This is a genomic window from Pseudomonas sp. WS 5503 (genome assembly GCF_012985385.1).
Taxonomy (GTDB): domain Bacteria; phylum Pseudomonadota; class Gammaproteobacteria; order Pseudomonadales; family Pseudomonadaceae; genus Aquipseudomonas; species Aquipseudomonas paracarnis.
The window spans coordinates 31,569-49,094 of record NZ_JAAQWI010000014.1 but is presented as its reverse complement, the minus strand read 5'-3'; the positions used below and the strand labels follow the sequence as shown (position 1 = coordinate 49,094).

16 protein-coding genes and 1 pseudogene are annotated in these 17,526 nt (G+C 59.2%); 4 read left to right on the top strand and 13 right to left on the bottom strand.

The annotated features are described in order from the left end of the window. The first annotated feature begins 17 nt into the window (after positions 1 to 17). Both HBO10_RS28325 and HBO10_RS28320 read left to right on the top strand, forming a co-directional pair. A complete protein-coding gene (locus HBO10_RS28325) occupies positions 18 to 347 on the top strand; it encodes a hypothetical protein (RefSeq protein ID WP_010567738.1) in 330 nt (109 codons plus the stop codon). 132 nt (positions 348 to 479) lie between these two features. Next, entirely contained in the window at positions 480 to 1,442 is a 963-nt protein-coding gene (locus tag HBO10_RS28320) for a zincin-like metallopeptidase domain-containing protein (protein ID WP_010567739.1), read from the top strand. Between the two features lie 132 nt (positions 1,443 to 1,574). On the opposite strand, the gene HBO10_RS28315 is transcribed toward HBO10_RS28320, so the two are convergent. Then, complete coding sequence (locus HBO10_RS28315; RefSeq protein ID WP_034113511.1) at positions 1,575 to 1,772, bottom strand: hypothetical protein; 198 nt, start codon at positions 1,770 to 1,772, stop codon at positions 1,575 to 1,577. Positions 1,773 to 1,996: 224 nt separating this feature from the next. Between HBO10_RS28315 and mobH the strand changes: the two genes are divergently transcribed. Both mobH and HBO10_RS28305 read left to right on the top strand, forming a co-directional pair. Further along, entirely contained in the window at positions 1,997 to 3,721 is a 1,725-nt protein-coding gene (mobH, locus tag HBO10_RS28310; RefSeq protein WP_034128271.1) for a MobH family relaxase, read from the top strand. Between the two features lie 582 nt (positions 3,722 to 4,303). Beyond that, entirely contained in the window at positions 4,304 to 4,921 is a 618-nt protein-coding gene (locus HBO10_RS28305; RefSeq protein WP_169922178.1) for a hypothetical protein, read from the top strand. Here the strand turns inward: HBO10_RS28305 and HBO10_RS28300 are convergent. From HBO10_RS28300 to clpK, 12 genes and pseudogenes are all read right to left on the bottom strand, one after another. Then, a protein-coding gene (locus HBO10_RS28300) for an IS3 family transposase (protein ID WP_152612702.1) occupies positions 4,852 to 6,014 on the bottom strand; the annotation gives its coding sequence in 2 pieces (ribosomal slippage) (positions 4,852 to 5,759 and positions 5,759 to 6,014; 1,164 coding nt in all). The genes HBO10_RS28305 and HBO10_RS28300 overlap by 70 nt on opposite strands. A gap of 219 nt (positions 6,015 to 6,233) precedes the next feature. Next, positions 6,234 to 6,434 (bottom strand): annotated as a pseudogene (locus HBO10_RS31080) (PDZ domain-containing protein); the annotation flags it as partial. An 82-nt stretch (positions 6,435 to 6,516) separates the two neighbouring features. Continuing rightward, a complete protein-coding gene (locus HBO10_RS28290; protein WP_004152114.1) occupies positions 6,517 to 7,005 on the bottom strand; it encodes a phosphate-starvation-inducible PsiE family protein in 489 nt (162 codons plus the stop codon). Positions 7,006 to 7,128: 123 nt separating this feature from the next. Continuing rightward, on the bottom strand, positions 7,129 to 8,046 hold the full coding sequence (locus HBO10_RS28280; protein WP_176707302.1) for a GGDEF domain-containing protein: 918 nt from the start codon (positions 8,044 to 8,046) through the stop codon (positions 7,129 to 7,131). Beyond that, on the bottom strand, positions 8,043 to 9,749 hold the full coding sequence (locus HBO10_RS28275; RefSeq protein ID WP_034113490.1) for a cation:proton antiporter: 1,707 nt from the start codon (positions 9,747 to 9,749) through the stop codon (positions 8,043 to 8,045). The genes HBO10_RS28280 and HBO10_RS28275 overlap by 4 nt, the downstream gene beginning before the upstream one ends. Before the next feature lie 3 nt (positions 9,750 to 9,752). Next, positions 9,753 to 10,193 (bottom strand): heat resistance system thioredoxin Trx-GI, encoded by a 441-nt coding sequence (gene trx-GI, locus HBO10_RS28270; protein WP_000787151.1) that lies wholly within the window; start codon positions 10,191 to 10,193, stop codon positions 9,753 to 9,755. Beyond that, positions 10,183 to 11,328 carry a hypothetical protein gene (locus tag HBO10_RS28265; RefSeq protein ID WP_029611654.1) on the bottom strand — a complete coding sequence of 382 codons (1,146 nt, stop codon included), beginning with the start codon at positions 11,326 to 11,328 and terminating at the stop codon, positions 10,183 to 10,185. The genes trx-GI and HBO10_RS28265 overlap by 11 nt, the downstream gene beginning before the upstream one ends. 98 nt (positions 11,329 to 11,426) lie before the next feature. Beyond that, a complete protein-coding gene (locus tag HBO10_RS28260; protein WP_000993372.1) occupies positions 11,427 to 12,038 on the bottom strand; it encodes a DUF308 domain-containing protein in 612 nt (203 codons plus the stop codon). An 85-nt stretch (positions 12,039 to 12,123) separates the two neighbouring features. Further along, a complete protein-coding gene (locus HBO10_RS28255) occupies positions 12,124 to 13,011 on the bottom strand; it encodes a YfdX family protein (RefSeq protein ID WP_016782891.1) in 888 nt (295 codons plus the stop codon). Positions 13,012 to 13,113: 102 nt separating this feature from the next. Then, positions 13,114 to 14,022 carry a heat resistance protein YfdX1 gene (gene yfdX1 / locus HBO10_RS28250; protein ID WP_016782890.1) on the bottom strand — a complete coding sequence of 303 codons (909 nt, stop codon included), beginning with the start codon at positions 14,020 to 14,022 and terminating at the stop codon, positions 13,114 to 13,116. 21 nt (positions 14,023 to 14,043) lie between these two features. Next, entirely contained in the window at positions 14,044 to 14,502 is a 459-nt protein-coding gene (hsp20-GI, locus tag HBO10_RS28245; RefSeq protein WP_016782889.1) for a small heat shock protein sHSP20-GI, read from the bottom strand. A 146-nt stretch (positions 14,503 to 14,648) separates the two neighbouring features. Continuing rightward, complete coding sequence (gene clpK, locus HBO10_RS28240) at positions 14,649 to 17,498, bottom strand: heat shock survival AAA family ATPase ClpK (protein WP_034126244.1); 2,850 nt, start codon at positions 17,496 to 17,498, stop codon at positions 14,649 to 14,651. Positions 17,499 to 17,526 lie beyond the last annotated feature (28 nt).

Here is a 17,526-nt window from a genome sequence, read left to right as displayed (position 1 = left end):
TTCAACGGAGGCACACCATGTCCGACCCACTTACGCCGGAAGCACTGAACACCCTACAGTTACCCATTGTGTTCACGCCTGGCGCGTGGCAACGCGCAGTACTGCTCGAGCGCTCAGGTCATCCTGAGAAGCTGCAGGTCGATCGCCTGAGCAACGTATTGCGCGCAGCCTTCGAGGCTCACCTGGCCCATCCACACGAGCCCTATGTGCTGTTCGAGGTAGCCCACATCGCGTCAACCGGTCATCCACGCCAAAACCCGTTGCTGCAACTAAACCTTAGCCTGCTCCTCGAGCCAGACCAGCCTAACGCCTTACTGATAGCGCTCGCAGAAGAGCATCAGCGCTAAGTGCATATGGCCGTACTCGGCACCCACATCCACAGTCGGAGCGCTTGCAAGACCTGCATCAATCCAACCCATCACCCACCGGGGAACCCTCCCCGACGGGCAAGGCGTTCCTCCGTTGTTGAGGAACATGCCATGCGCGATATCTACCAAGACGTGACTGACAAAATCGTTACCGCGTTAGACCAAGGCGTTGCTCCCTGGATCAAACCCTGGTCCTCAAGTGGCTCAGCTTACGTCGGCAATCATCAACCCTACCCCATCAACGCCATCACGCTTCGTCCCTATTCGGGTATCAACTTGCCACTGCTCTGGGCCGAAGCCAGGTTGCAGGGATTCACTCAAGATCGTTGGCTGACCTTCAACCAAGCCAGAAAGGCCGGTGGGCACATCCGTAAGGGTGAGCACAGCACCCTGGCGGTACTCTACAAGCCGATGGAGCGCGAGGAACAGACCGAGTCAGGCCAACCCGTACTCGATGAACACGGTCAGCCCAAGGTCGCTAACTTTGGCATTCTCAGGACGCATTTTCTATTCAACATCGAGCAAACAGAGGGGCTCGAAACGCTCAATGAAACCCTGCTCGAGACAGAACCGACCGATCCCTTCCTGGCCAACAGCGTTGCGGAAAATCTGCTGCTCAGTTCCGGGGCGAAAATCGTTCATCGATCTGCCGACGAAGCCTTTTACCACCCGATCAGGGATCTCATCCAACTGCCGACAAAAGCGCAATTTCACGATGAAGGTGGGTATTACGCCACCGCACTTCACGAGCTGACGCACTGGACCGGGCATCGCACTCGGTTGCAGCGCGAAGGCGTGACGTCAGTCTGTCCGTTTGGCTCGCCAGGCTACGCGTTTGAGGAGTTGATCGCGGAAATGGGCGCGGCGTTTTTATGTGCCTACTCCGGTATACAGGGAGAGCTTCGGCACGAGGGCTACATCGACTCCTGGCTCGGTCTGCTCAAGGCAGACAAGCGCGCGATCTTTCGCGCCAGTGGTCACGCCCGAAGCGCATCGGAGTATGTACTCGACTTGGAGCAGCAACTGAAGCAAGCGGTCATGGATGACTCGCCTTGCATGAACGATGGAGCTTAATCGATACCTCACCGTTGCAAACGCTTCAAAGGGCCTGACACGAGTTGGGCCCTTTTTTATGCTCAGAAGAAAGGCTCCATGCCGCGGGACTCTGGCGCAAAGAACAAGAGAGGCGCGCACACCAGCAGCCTGTCATTCCGCATCCAGGTTCTGCGCCAGAAAATCCACCAGCTCGAGTGGTCTCCGGCTGTCGATCACCTTGTAGATCAGATCGCGCTTACTGCGTGGCAACTTCTTGACCACGCTCCTCGCCGAGGCCCTGACGGCTTCGTCTGTCCCATGGATACGTGCCGCAAGGAGCAGCACCAGCGTGGCGTCAGTCAGATTCATGGCAAGCCCCGAGAAAATTCGCACCGCAGTGTACCGACTCTTGTCTTTTCCGTACCAGCCCTCCAACAAAATGATGCCCAGCCGTATCAATATTCCGATTGCGGCACAAAGGGACACGAGCCAAAAGGACAGGTAAGGGTTGGAAGGGAATGGGGATTCAAGGGTAAGAGCCCTATCCGAAAAGGCTAAAGGGCCACTGACCCTGTCACTTCCCGGAGGTCACGATGCTCAGTCTGTTTCGCCACAAAAAGCAGAAGCCTCCTCCACCACCGACCGTCAACGTCGCCGACGGTTACCTGCCCATCGAGTCGGTCCACAGCTTGTTAGCCGCGGAGCACCGCCGCCAGTTGCTCGATCGCATCTGGCAGTACACCGCCCTCTCCCACGCCCAATTCACCCAGCTCTACTTAAATCCGATCCGTCGCTACGCCGAACAGGTCCAGCAACTCCCGGCCAGCGAGACGCACCACCATGCGTATCTCGGCGGCATGCTCGACCATGGCCTGGAGCTGGTCGCTTGCAGTTTGAAACTGCGTCAGTCGTATCTGCTTCCCACTGGCGCCGCGCCCGAAGACCAGGCCGCTCAGACCGACGCTTGGTCCGCTGGCATCGCCTATGGCGCCCTGCTCCATGACATCGGCAAGATCGCCGTGGACCTGCAGGTCGAATGCCAGGATGGCCGGCTTTGGCATCCTTGGCAGGGTCCCCTGGATCAGCCCTACCGTTTTCGTTACATCAAAGGTCGTGACTACCACCTGCACGGTGCCGCCGCAGGCTTGCTCTATACCCAAATTCTCGACCGCCCGATCCTGGACTGGCTCAGTGGATTTCCGTCGCTGTGGGCCAGTCTGCTGTATGTCCTGGCCGGTCAGTATGAACATGCTGGTGTGCTGGGCGAACTGGTGATTCAAGCCGACCGAGTCTCCACCACACAGAACATTGGCGGCAACCCAAGCAAGGCGCTACAAGCGCCGATTCATTCGCTGCAACATCACTTGATCAGCGGACTGCGTCATCTGGTTCAGCACGAGCTGAAACTCAACCAGCCGGGTGCCGCGGGTTGGTTGACTCAAGACACACTGTGGCTGGTCAGCAAGACGGTCACGGACAAGCTGCGAGCCTATCTGCTGTCGCAATCGATTGAGGGCATTCCCTCATCCAACATCGCTGTGTTCGACGAGCTGCAATCGCATGGGCTGGTCGAGTCGACCCCGGAAGGCAAAGCCATCTGGACCGCTATTGTCGCGCAGGGAAACTGGCAGCAGAGCTTTACCTTTCTGCGCCTTCAACCGGCGTTGATTTGGGGGAGCGAAGAGCGGCCTGAGGCTTTCCGCGGAATGGTGAGCGTTGCAGTCGATGAGCACCCGACTGACGCACCAGTATCATCACCAGCACCCAAGGCAGGCGGAACAGGATCGCATCAAAAACAATCGATGGAAGATCCAATGGCGATGGAAGATGCCGACTACCTCGGAACGTTGCTGGATATGTTCGAAATGGGAGAAGCCGAGGTGCGTGATACGCCGTCAGAAAATGCTCTCGAAGTCTCAGCCCCCCCTTTGGACAACCCAGGTCAGGCTTTCCTGAATTGGGTCAAGGAAGGCATCCAGAACCACAAGCTGATCATCAACGACAGCAAGGCTAAAATCCACACGGTGAGCGGCACCGTGCTATTGGTCACACCAGGTCTCTTCCAACGCTACGCGCGGGAGTTTCCTGGTATCTCACAGGAATCCGATCAAGAGATTGAAGAATGGCGTTGGGTGCAGAAGCAGTTCGAAAAACTGAAGGTCCACAGGAAACGGGACGATGGCTTGAACATCTGGATCTGTCAGGTCGAAGGTCCTCGGAAGAAAGCAAGACTCAAAGGTTATTTGCTAGAAAAGCCGGAACTGCTGTTCGAAACGATGCCTGCCGACAATCCTTTTCTTAAGGTCGAAAAAGCTTAAATTTCCGTAGCATCCCATTGGAGCTCGACACGCAGAATCGACTCTGGGGTGCACTCGCCACTGAACCGCTCTCTTGCCGCTCCCCGGCGGCTCATAGCGTTCGATGATGGATTGGATGCAGTGAACACCGAAAACCCCACCCTGTCAGACCTTTCCGCTCCACTCGGACTGTATTCGTCCGGGACGTTTGGGACAGAAGCGCCTGCATAGCGTGCGACCTCAAGCTGGAGCACACCTGAACGGTTCATAACCAGCTTGCTACGTGCAGACTGTTGTTTCGCAAGATTCCCTGCAGCTCGACTGAAGTCCCGCCATTATCTCTAAGCACGTCGCAAACCGATGCAGCAAACCCCGCGATAACGCGCAGACCCTCTTATTGAAACAACTACTACCACCGATTGGTAACGATCCAGTGGGCTGTCAGGGTAACGCGTTTTCATATGAAGCCGAGTTGATATGATCACTCCTAGGTCGTCACACTGTCCCCACAGTGTGCCCGCGCACTCAAGACCCCGGATTGCTTTACCTCATGGATTGAACAACGTCCGTCATCACGGACAGTACGGATAGTTGAGAGGCATAATGAGAGAGTCAACCAACACCATGACCTCAGGAGAGGGCGAACGCAACGCGCAACGCGGATTCGTTCAACAGTATCAATCCGGCGCAGCAGCCATCTATGCCGCGTTAGATAAAGACCAGTTGAATTGGGTTGGTCTAGCTGATCGTAGCGCAGGTATTGCTGACGATCTCGTACTAGGCCTTCCGGGAAAGGCAGTTGGTCACCAATTCAAGACCTCCACGTTCCCCAAAGCTTTCCAGATTGAAGCCCTGCTGCTTGGCGCAGAAGGCATGTTGCTGAAGCTGGTGACCGCATGGACGAGTCTGCGCCAATCCCATGGTGAGGCCTTGACAGAAGTTCGCTTCGTTACCAACGACATACCCACCACCAATGATCACTTGTTAAGCGACAAGGACGATCACAGCGCTGCTTTCTTGCGAGAGTTCGAGCTTTACCACAGCCGCACCTTATCCGAATGGAAAGCCACCCGCTGGCAGCCCTTCATTGACAAGCTTGCGGCGGCGTCGAAACTCCCTGTCGCGGATTTCGAGACGTTCCTATGTAGTGGTCAACTAATCCCGGACACGACGTTAAGTTTTTCCTCGGCCCGAGCCGGCGCCAGCCCACCGTTGAATTGATGAGGCCGAATCCAGTTGTACCGATGCATCAAAAAATGGCTGATGTCGCGCTGTGCTTCCTGTGCAGTTCTGTAGCCTAAGGTTGGTATCCATTCAGTTTTCAAACTCCGGAATACTCGTTCCATCGGTGCGTTGTCCCAACAATTTCCCCGGCGACTCATGCTCTGACCTATGCGATATCGCCACAACCGCTGACGAAACAATCGACTTGCGTATTGCGACCCTTGATCAGAGTGGAATAGCAGACCAGAAGGCCTGCCACGCTGCTCGTAGGCCATATCCAGCGCCTTGATCACGAGTTCGGCGTCCGGCTTTTCCGACAGTGCCCAGCCCACTATCCGCCGAGTGCACAGATCCAAGACGACAGCCAGGTAATGCCATTTTCCTTGCGCCCAGATATAGGTGATATCGCCGCACCAGACTTGATTGGGAGCGGGAACATCAAACTCACGGTTCAAGGTATTCGGAATATCAAGTCGTTCTACTGTGGCTCGTTTGTAAGCGTGGGAGCCGGGTTGTTTGCTGACTAAATCAAGCTCGCGCATCAAGCTGCGCACTTTGAATCGACCGAGTTGCTCACCGTCTTCGCGCATCAACGACAAAATGCTGCGACTACCCGCAGCGCTGCGACTTTGCGAGAACAACTCACTGACGCGACTGCGCAGTCGAAGTCGTTCAACATCGGGCGTGCGGCGCCGCAGGCGCTGGGTGTAGTAACACGAGCGGGTAACATCAAACACCTTACACAGCCAATCAACCGGCTCATGGGCGCTCAATTGGTCAATCAGCGCGAACGCTCGTGATCTTCCGACATCAAGAGCGCGGTAGCCTTTTTTAGTATTGATTTCTCTCGCTCAAGCCGAGCAATCCGAGCTTCCAACTCCTGAATTTTTTGTTGTTCCGGAGTCAGCGCCTTGCTCTGCGGGGTAATGCCTTTATGTTCTTTCTGAATCTGGTCAACCCAGCGGCGCAATGCCGATTCACCAATGCCGAGTGACCGGCTGGCTTCGATGTAGCTGTAGTTTTGTTTGAGCACGAGGTCGGCGGCCTCGCGCTTGAATTCAGGGGTAAAGGAGCGGCGTTGTTTGGTCATCTGACACCTCGATCTGGCGAGCATTCTCGCCTAAATGGGTGTCCGGTTTCATTAGACCACTACAAACACCTTCTTTTAAAAACACAATCAAAAATGACACCCTTATATCCATTTAACCTAAACAGCCTTCCCCCCACTGCACTAGCTAGGGCTCGTAGTTCGGCGCAAGGCTGAAGTCGCTTGGCTGCTTCGCTGTGCAGATCCATGACCCACTTTCCATCAAACTCCCGGTTGTAGTTCCACAAGCATCTCGCGAGTCTTGCCGGCCCGCTCCACTAACAAGACCACAACATCTCCAACGTTCTTGTCGTCTAGCCGGGCCTGTAATGTGGTGACGTCGTCGACGGCGATACCGTCGATGCTGATAACGCGATCGCCGGGCACGATGCCGCCTGCGGTGACCTCGACGCCGACGAGCCCGAGCAGGGTCAGCACCAACAGCGCGGTTTGCAGGCGATTGAGCCAGCGATGCCGCGCGCCGACATTCTGCGCGTGGCGCAGATCACGACTGATCATCTGAGCTTTCCCCGGCTGTCCGGTCATCGCGCTCGCGCAGCAGCCAGTAAGTCGCCCCGAGGGCCAGTGTCGCGCCTGCGAGCGCCGCGACCTTGGCGGGGCCGGTCTCCGGGTCGAGGATCACGAATTTACGCGCCAGGGCGATCAGCCCGATCAGGATCACCGTCTTGACCTGGATGATGCTGTCGCGCCGCAAGGCCACCCGCACGATGGAATGCTTGAACTCCATGGCGATGAGCAGCGTCATGATCATGCCGAACACGGTCTGGAAGACCTTGTGATCGAGCGGATTGAACGCATCAATGATCAGCAGGCTGAAGACGATCGAGATCAGCTGCAGCAGCGAGACCACGATAATCACGGCAATGATTGCGGACAGCGCGAGCGCGATCACCTGTTCGAAGCGCTCGTAGAACGTCATCACTGCCCATTGGGCGCGAAATGTTTTGATCGGGTCTGCTTGCTTTTCCTTCATCGCCACTCCTCTCAATTCTGAAATACTTGTGCACCCACAACTTGGTTGCGCCCTTGTCTTTTTGCCTGGTAGAGCGCGCTGTCCGCCTGCTGCATCACCTGCTCGACAGAGTGCAAACGGGGGTCAAGGAGAGCCTCCCCCCATGCTGGCGCTATAGCTGATCGACACCTCTCCACACACCACCGCTGTCGCCGCAGTGTCCTGACGAAATCGCTCCGCCCATACTTGGGCGTCTTCTATCGATGCCGCTTCCAACAACACAGCGAATTCCTCCCCCCCAATCCGGGCAGCCATGTCGGTTGCGCGAACATGTTCCCTCAACCGTGAAGCAAAGTGCTTGAGCACCTCATCGCTGCATCCGTGTCCATAGGTGTCATTGATACGCTTGAAGTGATCGATGTCGCAGAGCACAAGTGCTGCTTGTATCTCGGGGCTGCGTTTGAGGCGCTCCCATTCCAGCTGTAATCGTTCGTTAAAAGCCCGCCGGTTCGACAAGCCGGTCAAGGGGTCGGTGATCGCCATACGCAGCAACTGCTGCTCCATTTCCTTGCGAGAAGAGATGTCGAGCAGAGTGCCGACTATCAGTTGCCTGCCCGCGCCACCCAGCCAACGGCCGCGATCCAGCACCCAAATCCAAACGCCAGATCGATGACGAACGCGGTACTCGCACTCCAATCGCTCCGACGGGTTTTCTTGGTAAGCGCGCACCTTTGCCAGAGCGACCGGCAAATCCTCCGGGTGAGTACGCGCTTGCCATGCGGCATGGGTGGCGCCAACCTCCTCGTCGGAGGTCAAGCCGAACATCGCCAGACTGCGGGCAGAAAGCCTGAAGCTGTCGGTAGCGATATCCCACTCCCAGAATCCCAGCCCTGCGCCCTCCAGGGCGATGGCGATCCGTTCCTTGTCATCGATTTGCGCTTGTTGGCGATGCTTCAGCTCGTCACGCCTCTGGCGATTGGTACGAACAAAACGCCATAGCGCAACCGCCATGCCAATATTGGCAAGTAGCGACACCATCAGCCAAATGGTCGGCCCGTTCATGGTCTATCCCCACCTGACTCACTGAGTGTCTGCCGTAATTCCTCGATCCGGTGGTCGACTTGGTCGGCGTTGATGCCCAACATCAACAGTACCTGCTCGGCCAGTCCCAGTCCCGCAGCCAGGTACAACGGGTACAGTCTGACATTGGGCAGATTACGCAAAAGCTGGGCATCCGTTACGCGCTCAGTGGCCACCACCACGGACAAGCTCAGGCGGCGGTCGAGAACCGCCTGAGCGATACGCAGGGCCGTCTGCGGACGGGCAAACGTCAGCACCACCAGGCGGGCATGGGCCAATCCGGCGGCGGCCAGGGTGTCGAGCCGACTGGCATCGCCATACGACACCGGCGCCCCCATCGCACGCCCCGCTTCGACCCGTTGGCGGTCCGATTCCAGCAGCAAATGCGGTATGCCTGCCAGGCGCAGCGTTCGGCTCAGCAGCAGCCCGACGTCATCCGCCCCACAGATGATCACATGGTCGCGTAACGACCGCGCCCGCTCGGCGACTTCGCCTTCTTCGGCCTGCGGTGGCTGACCGAGTGCGCCCGAGCGGCTGAAAGCCCGCGCCCATCGGTCATGGTGTCGGATCAGGAGCGGTGCCAACCCCATGCTCAACACCAGCGCCACCAGCATCGGTTGCACCATGGTGGCGGCGATCAGGTGCTGCTGCATGACCATGCCCAGGAGCAGCAGCGCAAACTCGCCGCCATGACCCAGCACGATGCCTGCGCGCCAGGCGTCGAGCGCCGACAGGCGGGTTGCGCGCAGCGCCAGAAAGTTCAGCCCCATCTTGAGAGGCACCAAGGCCAACAGCCAACCCAGTACCGCCAGCGGTGCGGCCACGATCTGCGCGGTGTCCAGCTGCAGGCCAATGGTCACGAAGAACAGGCCCGACAGCACATCACGAAAGGGCTTGAGGTGGCTTTCCATGTGGTGCCGGAAGTCGCTCTCGCCCAGGACCATGCCGGCGAGAAAGGCCCCCAGGGCGGCGGATACGCCGACGGCGTGAGCAGCAGCGGCTGCCGCCACGACCACGCACAAGGAGACCAGCACGAAGGATTCTTCGTGGCCCTGCCGCGCCACCCAGCCCAGCAGGCCATGCAACAGACGACGCGAGGCAACCGCCGCTGCCGCGAACAACACCAGCACGCCCAACACTTCGAGCAGCACGCTCTCGATCTTCGGCGAGTCGCCGCGCGCCCAGATCGCCAGCAGGGCCAGCAGGGGCACGCTGGCCAGGTCCTGAAAGACCAGCACGGCGATGGCACTGCGGCCGTGGCGGGTGGTGAGCTCGCCTTGGTCGGCCAGCTGTCGGCTGACCAGCGCCGTGGACGACATGGCCGCTGCGGCGCCGAGCAGTGCAGCGCTCTGAGCTGGCTGACCCAACCCGATCAGCACCAGGGTCAGTGGCGCGGCCACGACGACCATCTGCAAGCTGCCGGACGCCAGTACGGTCTTGCGAGTGAGCCAGAAGTGCCCCAGCGAGAATTCCAGTCCGACCATGAACAGCAGCAGGGCCACACCCAGTTCGGATATGAAAGTCAACGCCTCTCCCGGCGCGATCACACCGCTGACCGAGGGGCCCAGCAAGGCGCCGACGGCGAGGTAACCCAGCAAGGCGGGTACTCTGAACGCCGCCGTCGCCACCACCGCGAGGCTGCACGCCGCCAGCAGGATCAGGGTAGTGCCGAGCAAATCCTGCATCGGTCAGCGTCCCACCTGTGCAGAGGCCCAGCGCACGATGTCCTGCGAGCCCATGGCGCCTGCCTGGCGGGCGATCTCACGTCCGCCCTGGAACAGGGCGAGCGTCGGAATGCTGCGGATACCGAACTGCGCGGCCAGGTGGGGCTCAGCCTCGGTGTTCACCTTTGCCAGCCTGATCCCGGGTTCGAGCTGGCGCGCGGCTTGTTGAAACTGCGGCGCCATCATCTTGCACGGCCCGCACCAGGGCGCCCAGAAATCGACCAGCAGCGGCAGATCGCTGCGCTCCACGTGGCGCGAGAACGTCGCCGTCGTCAACTCGATGGGCTCGCCGGTGAACAAGGGCTGCTGGCAGCGGCCGCAGTTGGGACGATCCGCGAGCTTGGCGGCCGGCACGCTGTTGATGGACTGGCAATGTGGGCAGACGATGTGGAGTTCATTTTTCATGGTTCGCTTCCTTGGACTGCGGTGAGGTTGCCTCGCTTCGGATCACCGACATCGCCGACCAATTTACGCCTTTGATCCAATCGTTCCCGTCTTCGCTCACGCCGGCATCTTCCACGTGAGCCGCAATGAAGGCTTCGGCTTGAATGAGCCCCGCTCTGACAGCATCTATCTTATTAGGCATCCGCAGGATTTCAGCAGCGCAGCCTGCATCCAGCCCATCCACCCGGATAAGCAGAAAAATGCGGCGCCACAAGTGCGGCATACCCTTCATCAGGTCGAATGCAAATGCGAATTCGCTCGATCTGTCACCAATTTCCTCCTGTTCGGCGATTGCTGCTGGGTCGGGAAGCCGACTATCAGCCATGACGTCGGCCAGGCTGAGTGCGTCATCAGGCTGATAAAACTCGTAGAACTCTTCCTCTACCATGGCCTCCGCCATGTCCTGCGCATCCGCTTCGACCGGCGCATCCAGCGAAACGGCCTCGCCATATTGCCGGCTGTTTGCCACTTCGCGATCAATGACGGCAAAAAGATGCTTCAAAAGATCGAGGTAAGCGGCATTTTCTTCTGGAACGGATGTCCATACCGATTCAGCCAGAGCAATCGCTTCGTCCACCACGTCGTGCAGCGTCGGATAATCGCGAGGCAAATCACCGGCGGCATGCAGATAAGCCAACTCGCGTTGCGCAACGGCCTCAACCTTCGGCAGCAGCGTCTCGATTATCCCGCGTGCTTGCTGGACGACAGAGGCAGGTTGAGTGTCGATCCGCGCCTTGAGCTCGCGCAAGCGTTCACGACGCGCCTTACGCTTGATTTGATCCTGAGCGCTCAGCCGATCAAAGTGCTTCTTGGCCTGCCGGAACAACGCCTGCGCTAGCATGTGCGCGAGAGGCGTCAGATCGTTATGCGATGCAGTGACGCTGACGATTTTTTTGCCCGGCAAGTGCATGTGGCCACTGGCCGTTAAGCGAGATCCTTTTTTCGCGCGTTCGAGGACGATTTGAAGACGTACCGAATCTTCGGAGCGCTTTTCGATCAGCGGCTTGAGAGCGGGTTCAACCGCTTTTTCTACAGACATTCGCCAAGGTTCATGAAATTCTTTTTCGACGAGTCGATAGCTATATTGTATACGCATGCTCAAGCCCTTTAGGGTTGTCCGCCCAGGTGAGTGGACCCGGGTGATTGGATATGTTGATTTTCAAAGATGATCTTACGGTTTGGTTTTTCACGCCCTTACCGCTGACGCGCTTTGCGCAAACGCCAACTAAGAAGCAAAAGAGTCATACCGAAGATCGCAGCATGGAAACCCAATACCCAGCCCGCGGCCAGAAATGATTCGATCGGGCGGGTAAAAAACATCCATAGGATGATCGCACCGAGGAGCACGGAAAGCAGCCCGCTGAGGGCAAGCCAGATCTCGCCCTTGATTTCCCGGCGCAGACGAACGGCGGCGGATATCTCCAGCATACCGGTGAAAATTGCCCAGAATGCCACGCTTACCCACAAGAAATAGGCCAACGCCAAAGTGGCAGCCAGAGGGGCAACTACCACAACGACACCGGTGAGTATGCCGACGATGCCGCTGAACAACAGCCAGCCCCAGCGCTGCTTTTGTCGCATTTGCCGCACCGCTGCAACCAGGTTGAACGCACCATTGACCAAAGAAAATGCGCCGAACACTATCGTCATGGCGAACAAAGCCGAGTGTGGCATCCAGAATGCGAGGACTGCAAAAATCAACGCGAATATGCCGCGCAGCGCAAACAACCACCAATTTTGGGTCAGTGAACACACGGCATCGGCAGGGTTATCCGCATTCGAATCGGCGATGGTATTTGCATTCATGCGATATCTCCTTGATGGATCATGAGATCAGGAAAATCAAGCCTTCATGGCGAAGAGAGGGGCTATTCGCCCCTCTCTTGCGGTTTTAGAACAGCTTTGACAGTCTCGCCTTGATTTCATCGAGCCAGCCTTTTCCGCTCCCGCCTCCGGCCGTCTTTTCCTTGACTTTCTTGAGTTCAGAGTACAGGGGCTCAAAGTCCTTCTTTTTGCCATAGCCCAGCAGTTCTGCCATTTCCAACTGCTGCCGGGCTTCGTTTAACAAGTCCTGCAGGCGTTCACCGGACGCCTCGCTGCGCTGGCCATCTTCTGTCAAGGTCTCGGCGCGCTTGACGAGCAGTTTGGCGCGCAGGATGGGCAGCGGGATGACGCTGAGTGTCTCGACGAGCGTGCCGAGCGCCAACTGCAGCGCGGCCTTGGCCTCTTCGATCTTGCCCTGATCGATCAGCGGCACGACGGATTTCACGGCTGCCGGGTAAGTCGCCAGAGGGATGTTGGTGACCGCAATCACGATTTCGCTGGCCAGCAATGCCAACACGCGACGAGCGCGTTGCACCTCGCCATGTTTGAGGGCATCCAGCGCCTCGTCAGTCATCGCCTCAACGGTTTCCGTGTTGGCGAACAAGTCGTGCACGATGGTGCGCACATCAACGGGGGCCAGGGCGAGCGTGGGTTCGCGTGCAACGATCAGCTCCAGCTTTCCCGTCACTTCGGCCAGCGTTGCCAGTGCTCGCGCGGATTCTTTTTCGTCCAGGGCCGCCAGCGCTGATTTGGTCAGCGCCAAGGCCGAGACGGCCTCATCGAGGACTTGTTTACGTTTGTCTGCCGCTTGCGAGTCCGTTTCCTTCTGAACCTCAGGCTGTACCTCCGTGACGACTTCAGGCTTGGGCTCTGGTCTGGCAGGAAGGCTGCTTACCGCGGCCTGTTCGTTCGTGCCTTCGTTGATCGCGTTGGGATTCGATGTTTGCTCATTCATGGTGATATGCCTCGTATGAGATAGTGAAAATAGGGGAATCTATTGGGGCCGACTGCGAATATCGCGAGACTGACCGATGGAGCAGTCGGCCCCTTCATCACCTCAAAACAGCTTTTGGATGCGCGTCTTCAACTCGTCGAACCATCCATTGCCGCTTTTGCCACCAGCCGACTTTTGCTCAATGGACTTCACCTGATCGAAGATGGGTTTGAAGTCCTCCTTCTTGCCATAACCCAGGATTTGCGCCAGCTCGATCTCCGTGCGCACGGACGACAGCAAGGTGCTGAGCTCCTCGTTCTGCTTGGCATCGCGCTTGTCAGTCTCGGCCAGCTTTTCAGCTTTTGCTATCGCGGCCTCGGCCCGTAGCACGGGCAGAGGGAGTACAACTTGGATGACCACCAGCGTGTTCAGTGCTCGGGCGAGCTCTGCTTTGGCTTCGTCGATCTTGCCGCTGTCGACGAGCCGTGCAGCCGACTTGATCGCTGCCGGGTACGTTGCCATGGGCAGGTTGTCGGTTTCGATCACGATTTCGCTGGCCAGATTGGCAACGATGGGCCGGGCCTTTTGCACCTCGCCATCACCCAACAACTCCCGAGACAACTTGACCGCTTTCTTTACCGATTCCACGTTGGCGTGGATATCATGGGTGATGACGCGTACATCGACCGGCGCCAAAGCAAGTTTGGCGTCGCGTGCCAATACCAGTTCCAGCTTTCCGGTGGCCAGTTCCAGCGCAGCGAGCGCCTCCTTGGTCTTATTTGCATCAAGGAGGGTCAAAGCCTCCTGGGTCTTGGTGAGCGCCGTGATGGCGTCCTGAGTGAGCTCGGAACGCTTTTTTTCGGCTTCCTGGGCGGCCTTGTCGTCTACTTGTGGCTGCGCCGCCTTGGGTGCGACAGAGGGCGCTGCAGCGCTTGGACTTGCCGCCGATTGGGCCAAAACCGGTCCACTCAGTCCGATGCAGACCGCCAGGGCAAGTGCGGAACGGATGTATTGGGGCTGTTTGATATTCATGATGTTGGACTCCAATTGAAGTTAATTGACTGAAATTTCAATCTGCTTCGGCTTGGCTTGCTCGGCCTTGACAAGCCGCACTTCCAGCACGCCGTCTTTCATCGAAGCCGTCACCTTGGTCGGATCAACGTTGTCAGGTAAGACAAAGCTGCGCACAAAGCGGCCATACGCACGTTCGATGCGGTGGAATTTCTTGCCCTGCTCCTCTTTTTCCAGTTTGCGCTCGCCGCTGATGGTGAGTACGCCGTTTTCCGCGCTGACGCGCACGGCATCCTTGGGGACCTCCGGCAGATCCAGCTTGAGGAGGAATGCGTTCTCATCCTCGCTGATGTCCACCATTGGTGCCCAGTCCGCCGTGGTCATGGCTTCGTTGCCGGTACGGGCGCCCTGTCGCTGGGGGGGCCGTCCCAACATCGTCGCCAGGCGGTTTTGCAATTCATCCAGTTCCCGGAAGGGGTCCCACGGAGTCAATGCAGACATATCGGTTCTCCTTGAACAATGCCGGCGAATTGGATGACGCACCGAACAGAGCCGCCGGCGCACTCTGAATAGCGCCTGCTACTTTTCGTTTCCATCAAGAACAAGTCCTTGGGTCAATTGAAGGATCACGACAGCCTCCCCATGACTCAAGATTCGCCGCCCGCTGACTTTTTCTTGCGCGCAGGCTTGCTCGCGTCGCTCGGCGGCGTCTCGGCCACGTTCGCGACATCGGGCTTCTCAGGCTCGGCCGGCTTTGCGGGTGGCTCCTGGCGCTCGAAGACCACCCGTTCGGCCTTGTCGTCCCAGCGTGCGCTGGCGTGATCGCCCTTGCCGATTCCGCCGCCGAGCATCTCGCGTGCCAGCGCGGTTTCCAGCTCGCTGCGGATCAGGCGCTTGAGTTCACGCGCACCGAACTCGGGCTTGTAGCCTTCCTCCGCGAAGTGGTCGATCAAGGTCTGATCGAAGGTCAGCGTCACGCCCTGGCTGGCGGCGTTGCGGGCCACACGATCGAGCTGCAGGCCGACGATATGGCGGATCTCCTCCTTGCCCAGCGCATGGAAGACGATGATCTCGTCGATGCGGTTGATGAACTCGGGGCGGAAGTGTCCGCGCAGCACGTCCATCACCTCGGACTTGGTCTTCTCGTATTCCTCGCCGGCGGCGCTACGGGCCTTCAGCCGACGCTGGATGATGTCCGAGCCCAAGTTCGAGGTGGCGATGATGATGGTATTGGTGAAATCCACCACCCGGCCCTTGCCGTCGGTGAGCCGCCCGTCGTCGAACACCTGCAGCAGGATGTTGTAGACGTCGGGGTGAGCCTTCTCGATCTCGTCCAGCAGCAACACGCTGTAGGGCTTGCGACGCACCTTCTCGGTGAGCTGGCCGCCCTCGTCATAGCCCACATAACCCGGAGGCGCGCCCACCAGGCGTGCCACGGTATGGCGTTCCCCGTACTCGGACATGTCGATGCGCAGCAGCGCACCTTCATCGCCATAGATGGACTCGGCCAGCGCCTTGGCGAGCTCGGTCTTGCCCACGCCGGTCGGCCCGAGGAACAGAAAAGTCGCCACCGGCTTGCCGCCTTCGCGCAGCCCCGCGCGCGACAACCGCACGGCATCGGCCACCGCGCGCACCGCTTCGTCCTGGCCCACCAGGCGCTCGTGCAGCCGCTGTTCCAGATGCAACAGCTTCTCGCGTTCTTCCACCGTCAGCTCGTTGACCGGAATGCCGGTCAGGCGCGAGACGATCTGCGCGACATGCTCGGCCTTGACTTCGGCGCTGCCCGAGGCGCGCTCGCGCTCCCAATCTTCGATGAGCTTCTTGAGTTCGGCCTCTTTTGCCTCGATGCGCTTGCCCAGCTCGGCGGCCTTGTCGTACTGCTTGCGCGAGGCCATGTAGTCCTGCTCACGCCGCAACTGGTGCAGTTCGGACTCCAGCTCTTGTACGGCCACTGGGCGAGCCGTGGCCGACAGCTTCACGCGTGCGGCCGCCTGGTCAAGCAGGTCGATGGCCTTGTCAGGCAAAAAGCGCGCGGTGATGTAGCGGTCCGACAACTCGGCGGCGGCGATGATCGCATCCTCGGTGATGCTGACCTTGTGGTGCGCCTCGAAGGTGTCGCGCAGGCCGCGCAGGATCATCATGGTCTGCGCTACCGTCGGCTCGGGCACCATCACCGGCTGGAAACGACGCTCCAGCGCGGCGTCCTTCTCGATGTACTTCTGATACTCGTTGAGCGTGGTGGCGCCGATCAGGTTCAGCTCGCCGCGCGCCATCATCGGCTTGAACACGTTGGCCACGTCCAGCCCGCCTTCGCCGCCACCCTGGCCGGCACCGACGATGGTGTGCACTTCATCGATGAAGAGAATCATCTCGCCCTGGTGCTCGGTCACTTCCTTGAGCACCTTCTGCACGCGCTCCTCGAACTCGCCGCGATACTTGGCGCCGGCCACCATGGCGTTGATGTTGAGTTCCACCAGACGCTTGTCGCGCAGCGTCTCGGGCACTTCGCCGGCGACCATCCGCTGCGCCAGTCCTTCGACAATGGCGGTCTTGCCGACGCCGGGCTCACCGATCAACACCGGGTTGTTTTTCTTGCGCCGGGCCAGCACCTCGATGGTGGTCTCGATCTCCTGCGCACGGCCGATGACCGGATCGAGCTTGCCCTCGCGCGCCATCTTGGTGAGGTCGCGCGAATACTTGTCGAGTTCTGGCGTGTTGGTCGGCGTCTCGGCGCGGCCATCCTCGGCGCCTTTGCCGACCACCTTGCTGACCTGTTGGCGCAGCGCCTGCGGCGTCAGGCCGTAGCGGCGTAGCAGGTTGGCGGCCAGCCCTTCGCCTTCCTCGGTCAGACCGATCAGGAAATGCTCCGGACCGACATAGGAATGGCCGAGTTCATTGGAGGCCACGAAGGCGCGGCTGAGCGCATCCTTCACGCGCGGCGACACGCCGATCTCGCCCTCGAACGGCTTGTCCCCGCGCTTGGCCTCGGACTCGATCTGCCGCTTGAGGTCATCGACCTTGATTTTGAACTGACCCAGGATGGTCTTGACCACGTCGCTGTCGGCCAGCGCCAGCAGCAGATGTTCGGTATCCACCTCGGAGCGGCCAAATTCGGCAGCGTGTTTGGCGGCCTCTTGCAGCAGGGCTTCCGACTGTTCGCTGATGCGGCTGGCCAGCCCACTGCCGCGCCGGCGCGGTGCACCCGAACCTGCGGCGGCGGGTTCGCCAAACACGGCATCGACCACGTCATCGGTATCGGCGGCAAAGGGCGTCGCGTCGTCGCCGATGCGGAAGAAGTCACTGCCGAGGAAGTCCTCGAACAGGCCGCTGCGCGAGCCGAACAAGGCTTCCAGCGGCGAGACGGTGCGCTTTTGCTGGCGCACCAGTTGGCGGTAATGGTCGTCGCACAACAGCATGGTGCTGTGACGCCCGTTGAGATTGGCTTCCACCCGCACGGTGGCGGGTTGGCCGCAGACCTGGCATTGTTTTCTGGCCATGCTGATGCTCCTGAGAAGGTTGACAAGG

Excerpts from the sequence above, each read along its gene's own strand:
- HBO10_RS28325 (WP_010567738.1), top strand. The coding sequence starts at position 18 with ATGTCCGACCCACTTACGCCGGAAGCACTGAACACCCTACAGTTACCC.
- HBO10_RS28320 (WP_010567739.1), top strand. The coding sequence starts at position 480 with ATGCGCGATATCTACCAAGACGTGACTGACAAAATCGTTACCGCGTTA.
- HBO10_RS28315 (WP_034113511.1), bottom strand. The coding sequence starts at position 1,772 with ATGAATCTGACTGACGCCACGCTGGTGCTGCTCCTTGCGGCACGTATC.
- mobH (WP_034128271.1), top strand. The coding sequence starts at position 1,997 with ATGCTCAGTCTGTTTCGCCACAAAAAGCAGAAGCCTCCTCCACCACCG.
- HBO10_RS28305 (WP_169922178.1), top strand. The coding sequence starts at position 4,304 with ATGAGAGAGTCAACCAACACCATGACCTCAGGAGAGGGCGAACGCAAC.
- HBO10_RS28290 (WP_004152114.1), bottom strand. The coding sequence starts at position 7,005 with ATGAAGGAAAAGCAAGCAGACCCGATCAAAACATTTCGCGCCCAATGG.
- HBO10_RS28280 (WP_176707302.1), bottom strand. The coding sequence starts at position 8,046 with ATGAACGGGCCGACCATTTGGCTGATGGTGTCGCTACTTGCCAATATT.
- HBO10_RS28275 (WP_034113490.1), bottom strand. The coding sequence starts at position 9,749 with ATGCAGGATTTGCTCGGCACTACCCTGATCCTGCTGGCGGCGTGCAGC.
- trx-GI (WP_000787151.1), bottom strand. The coding sequence starts at position 10,193 with ATGAAAAATGAACTCCACATCGTCTGCCCACATTGCCAGTCCATCAAC.
- HBO10_RS28265 (WP_029611654.1), bottom strand. The coding sequence starts at position 11,328 with ATGCGTATACAATATAGCTATCGACTCGTCGAAAAAGAATTTCATGAA.
- HBO10_RS28260 (WP_000993372.1), bottom strand. The coding sequence starts at position 12,038 with ATGAATGCAAATACCATCGCCGATTCGAATGCGGATAACCCTGCCGAT.
- HBO10_RS28255 (WP_016782891.1), bottom strand. The coding sequence starts at position 13,011 with ATGAATGAGCAAACATCGAATCCCAACGCGATCAACGAAGGCACGAAC.
- yfdX1 (WP_016782890.1), bottom strand. The coding sequence starts at position 14,022 with ATGAATATCAAACAGCCCCAATACATCCGTTCCGCACTTGCCCTGGCG.
- hsp20-GI (WP_016782889.1), bottom strand. The coding sequence starts at position 14,502 with ATGTCTGCATTGACTCCGTGGGACCCCTTCCGGGAACTGGATGAATTG.
- clpK (WP_034126244.1), bottom strand. The coding sequence starts at position 17,498 with ATGGCCAGAAAACAATGCCAGGTCTGCGGCCAACCCGCCACCGTGCGG.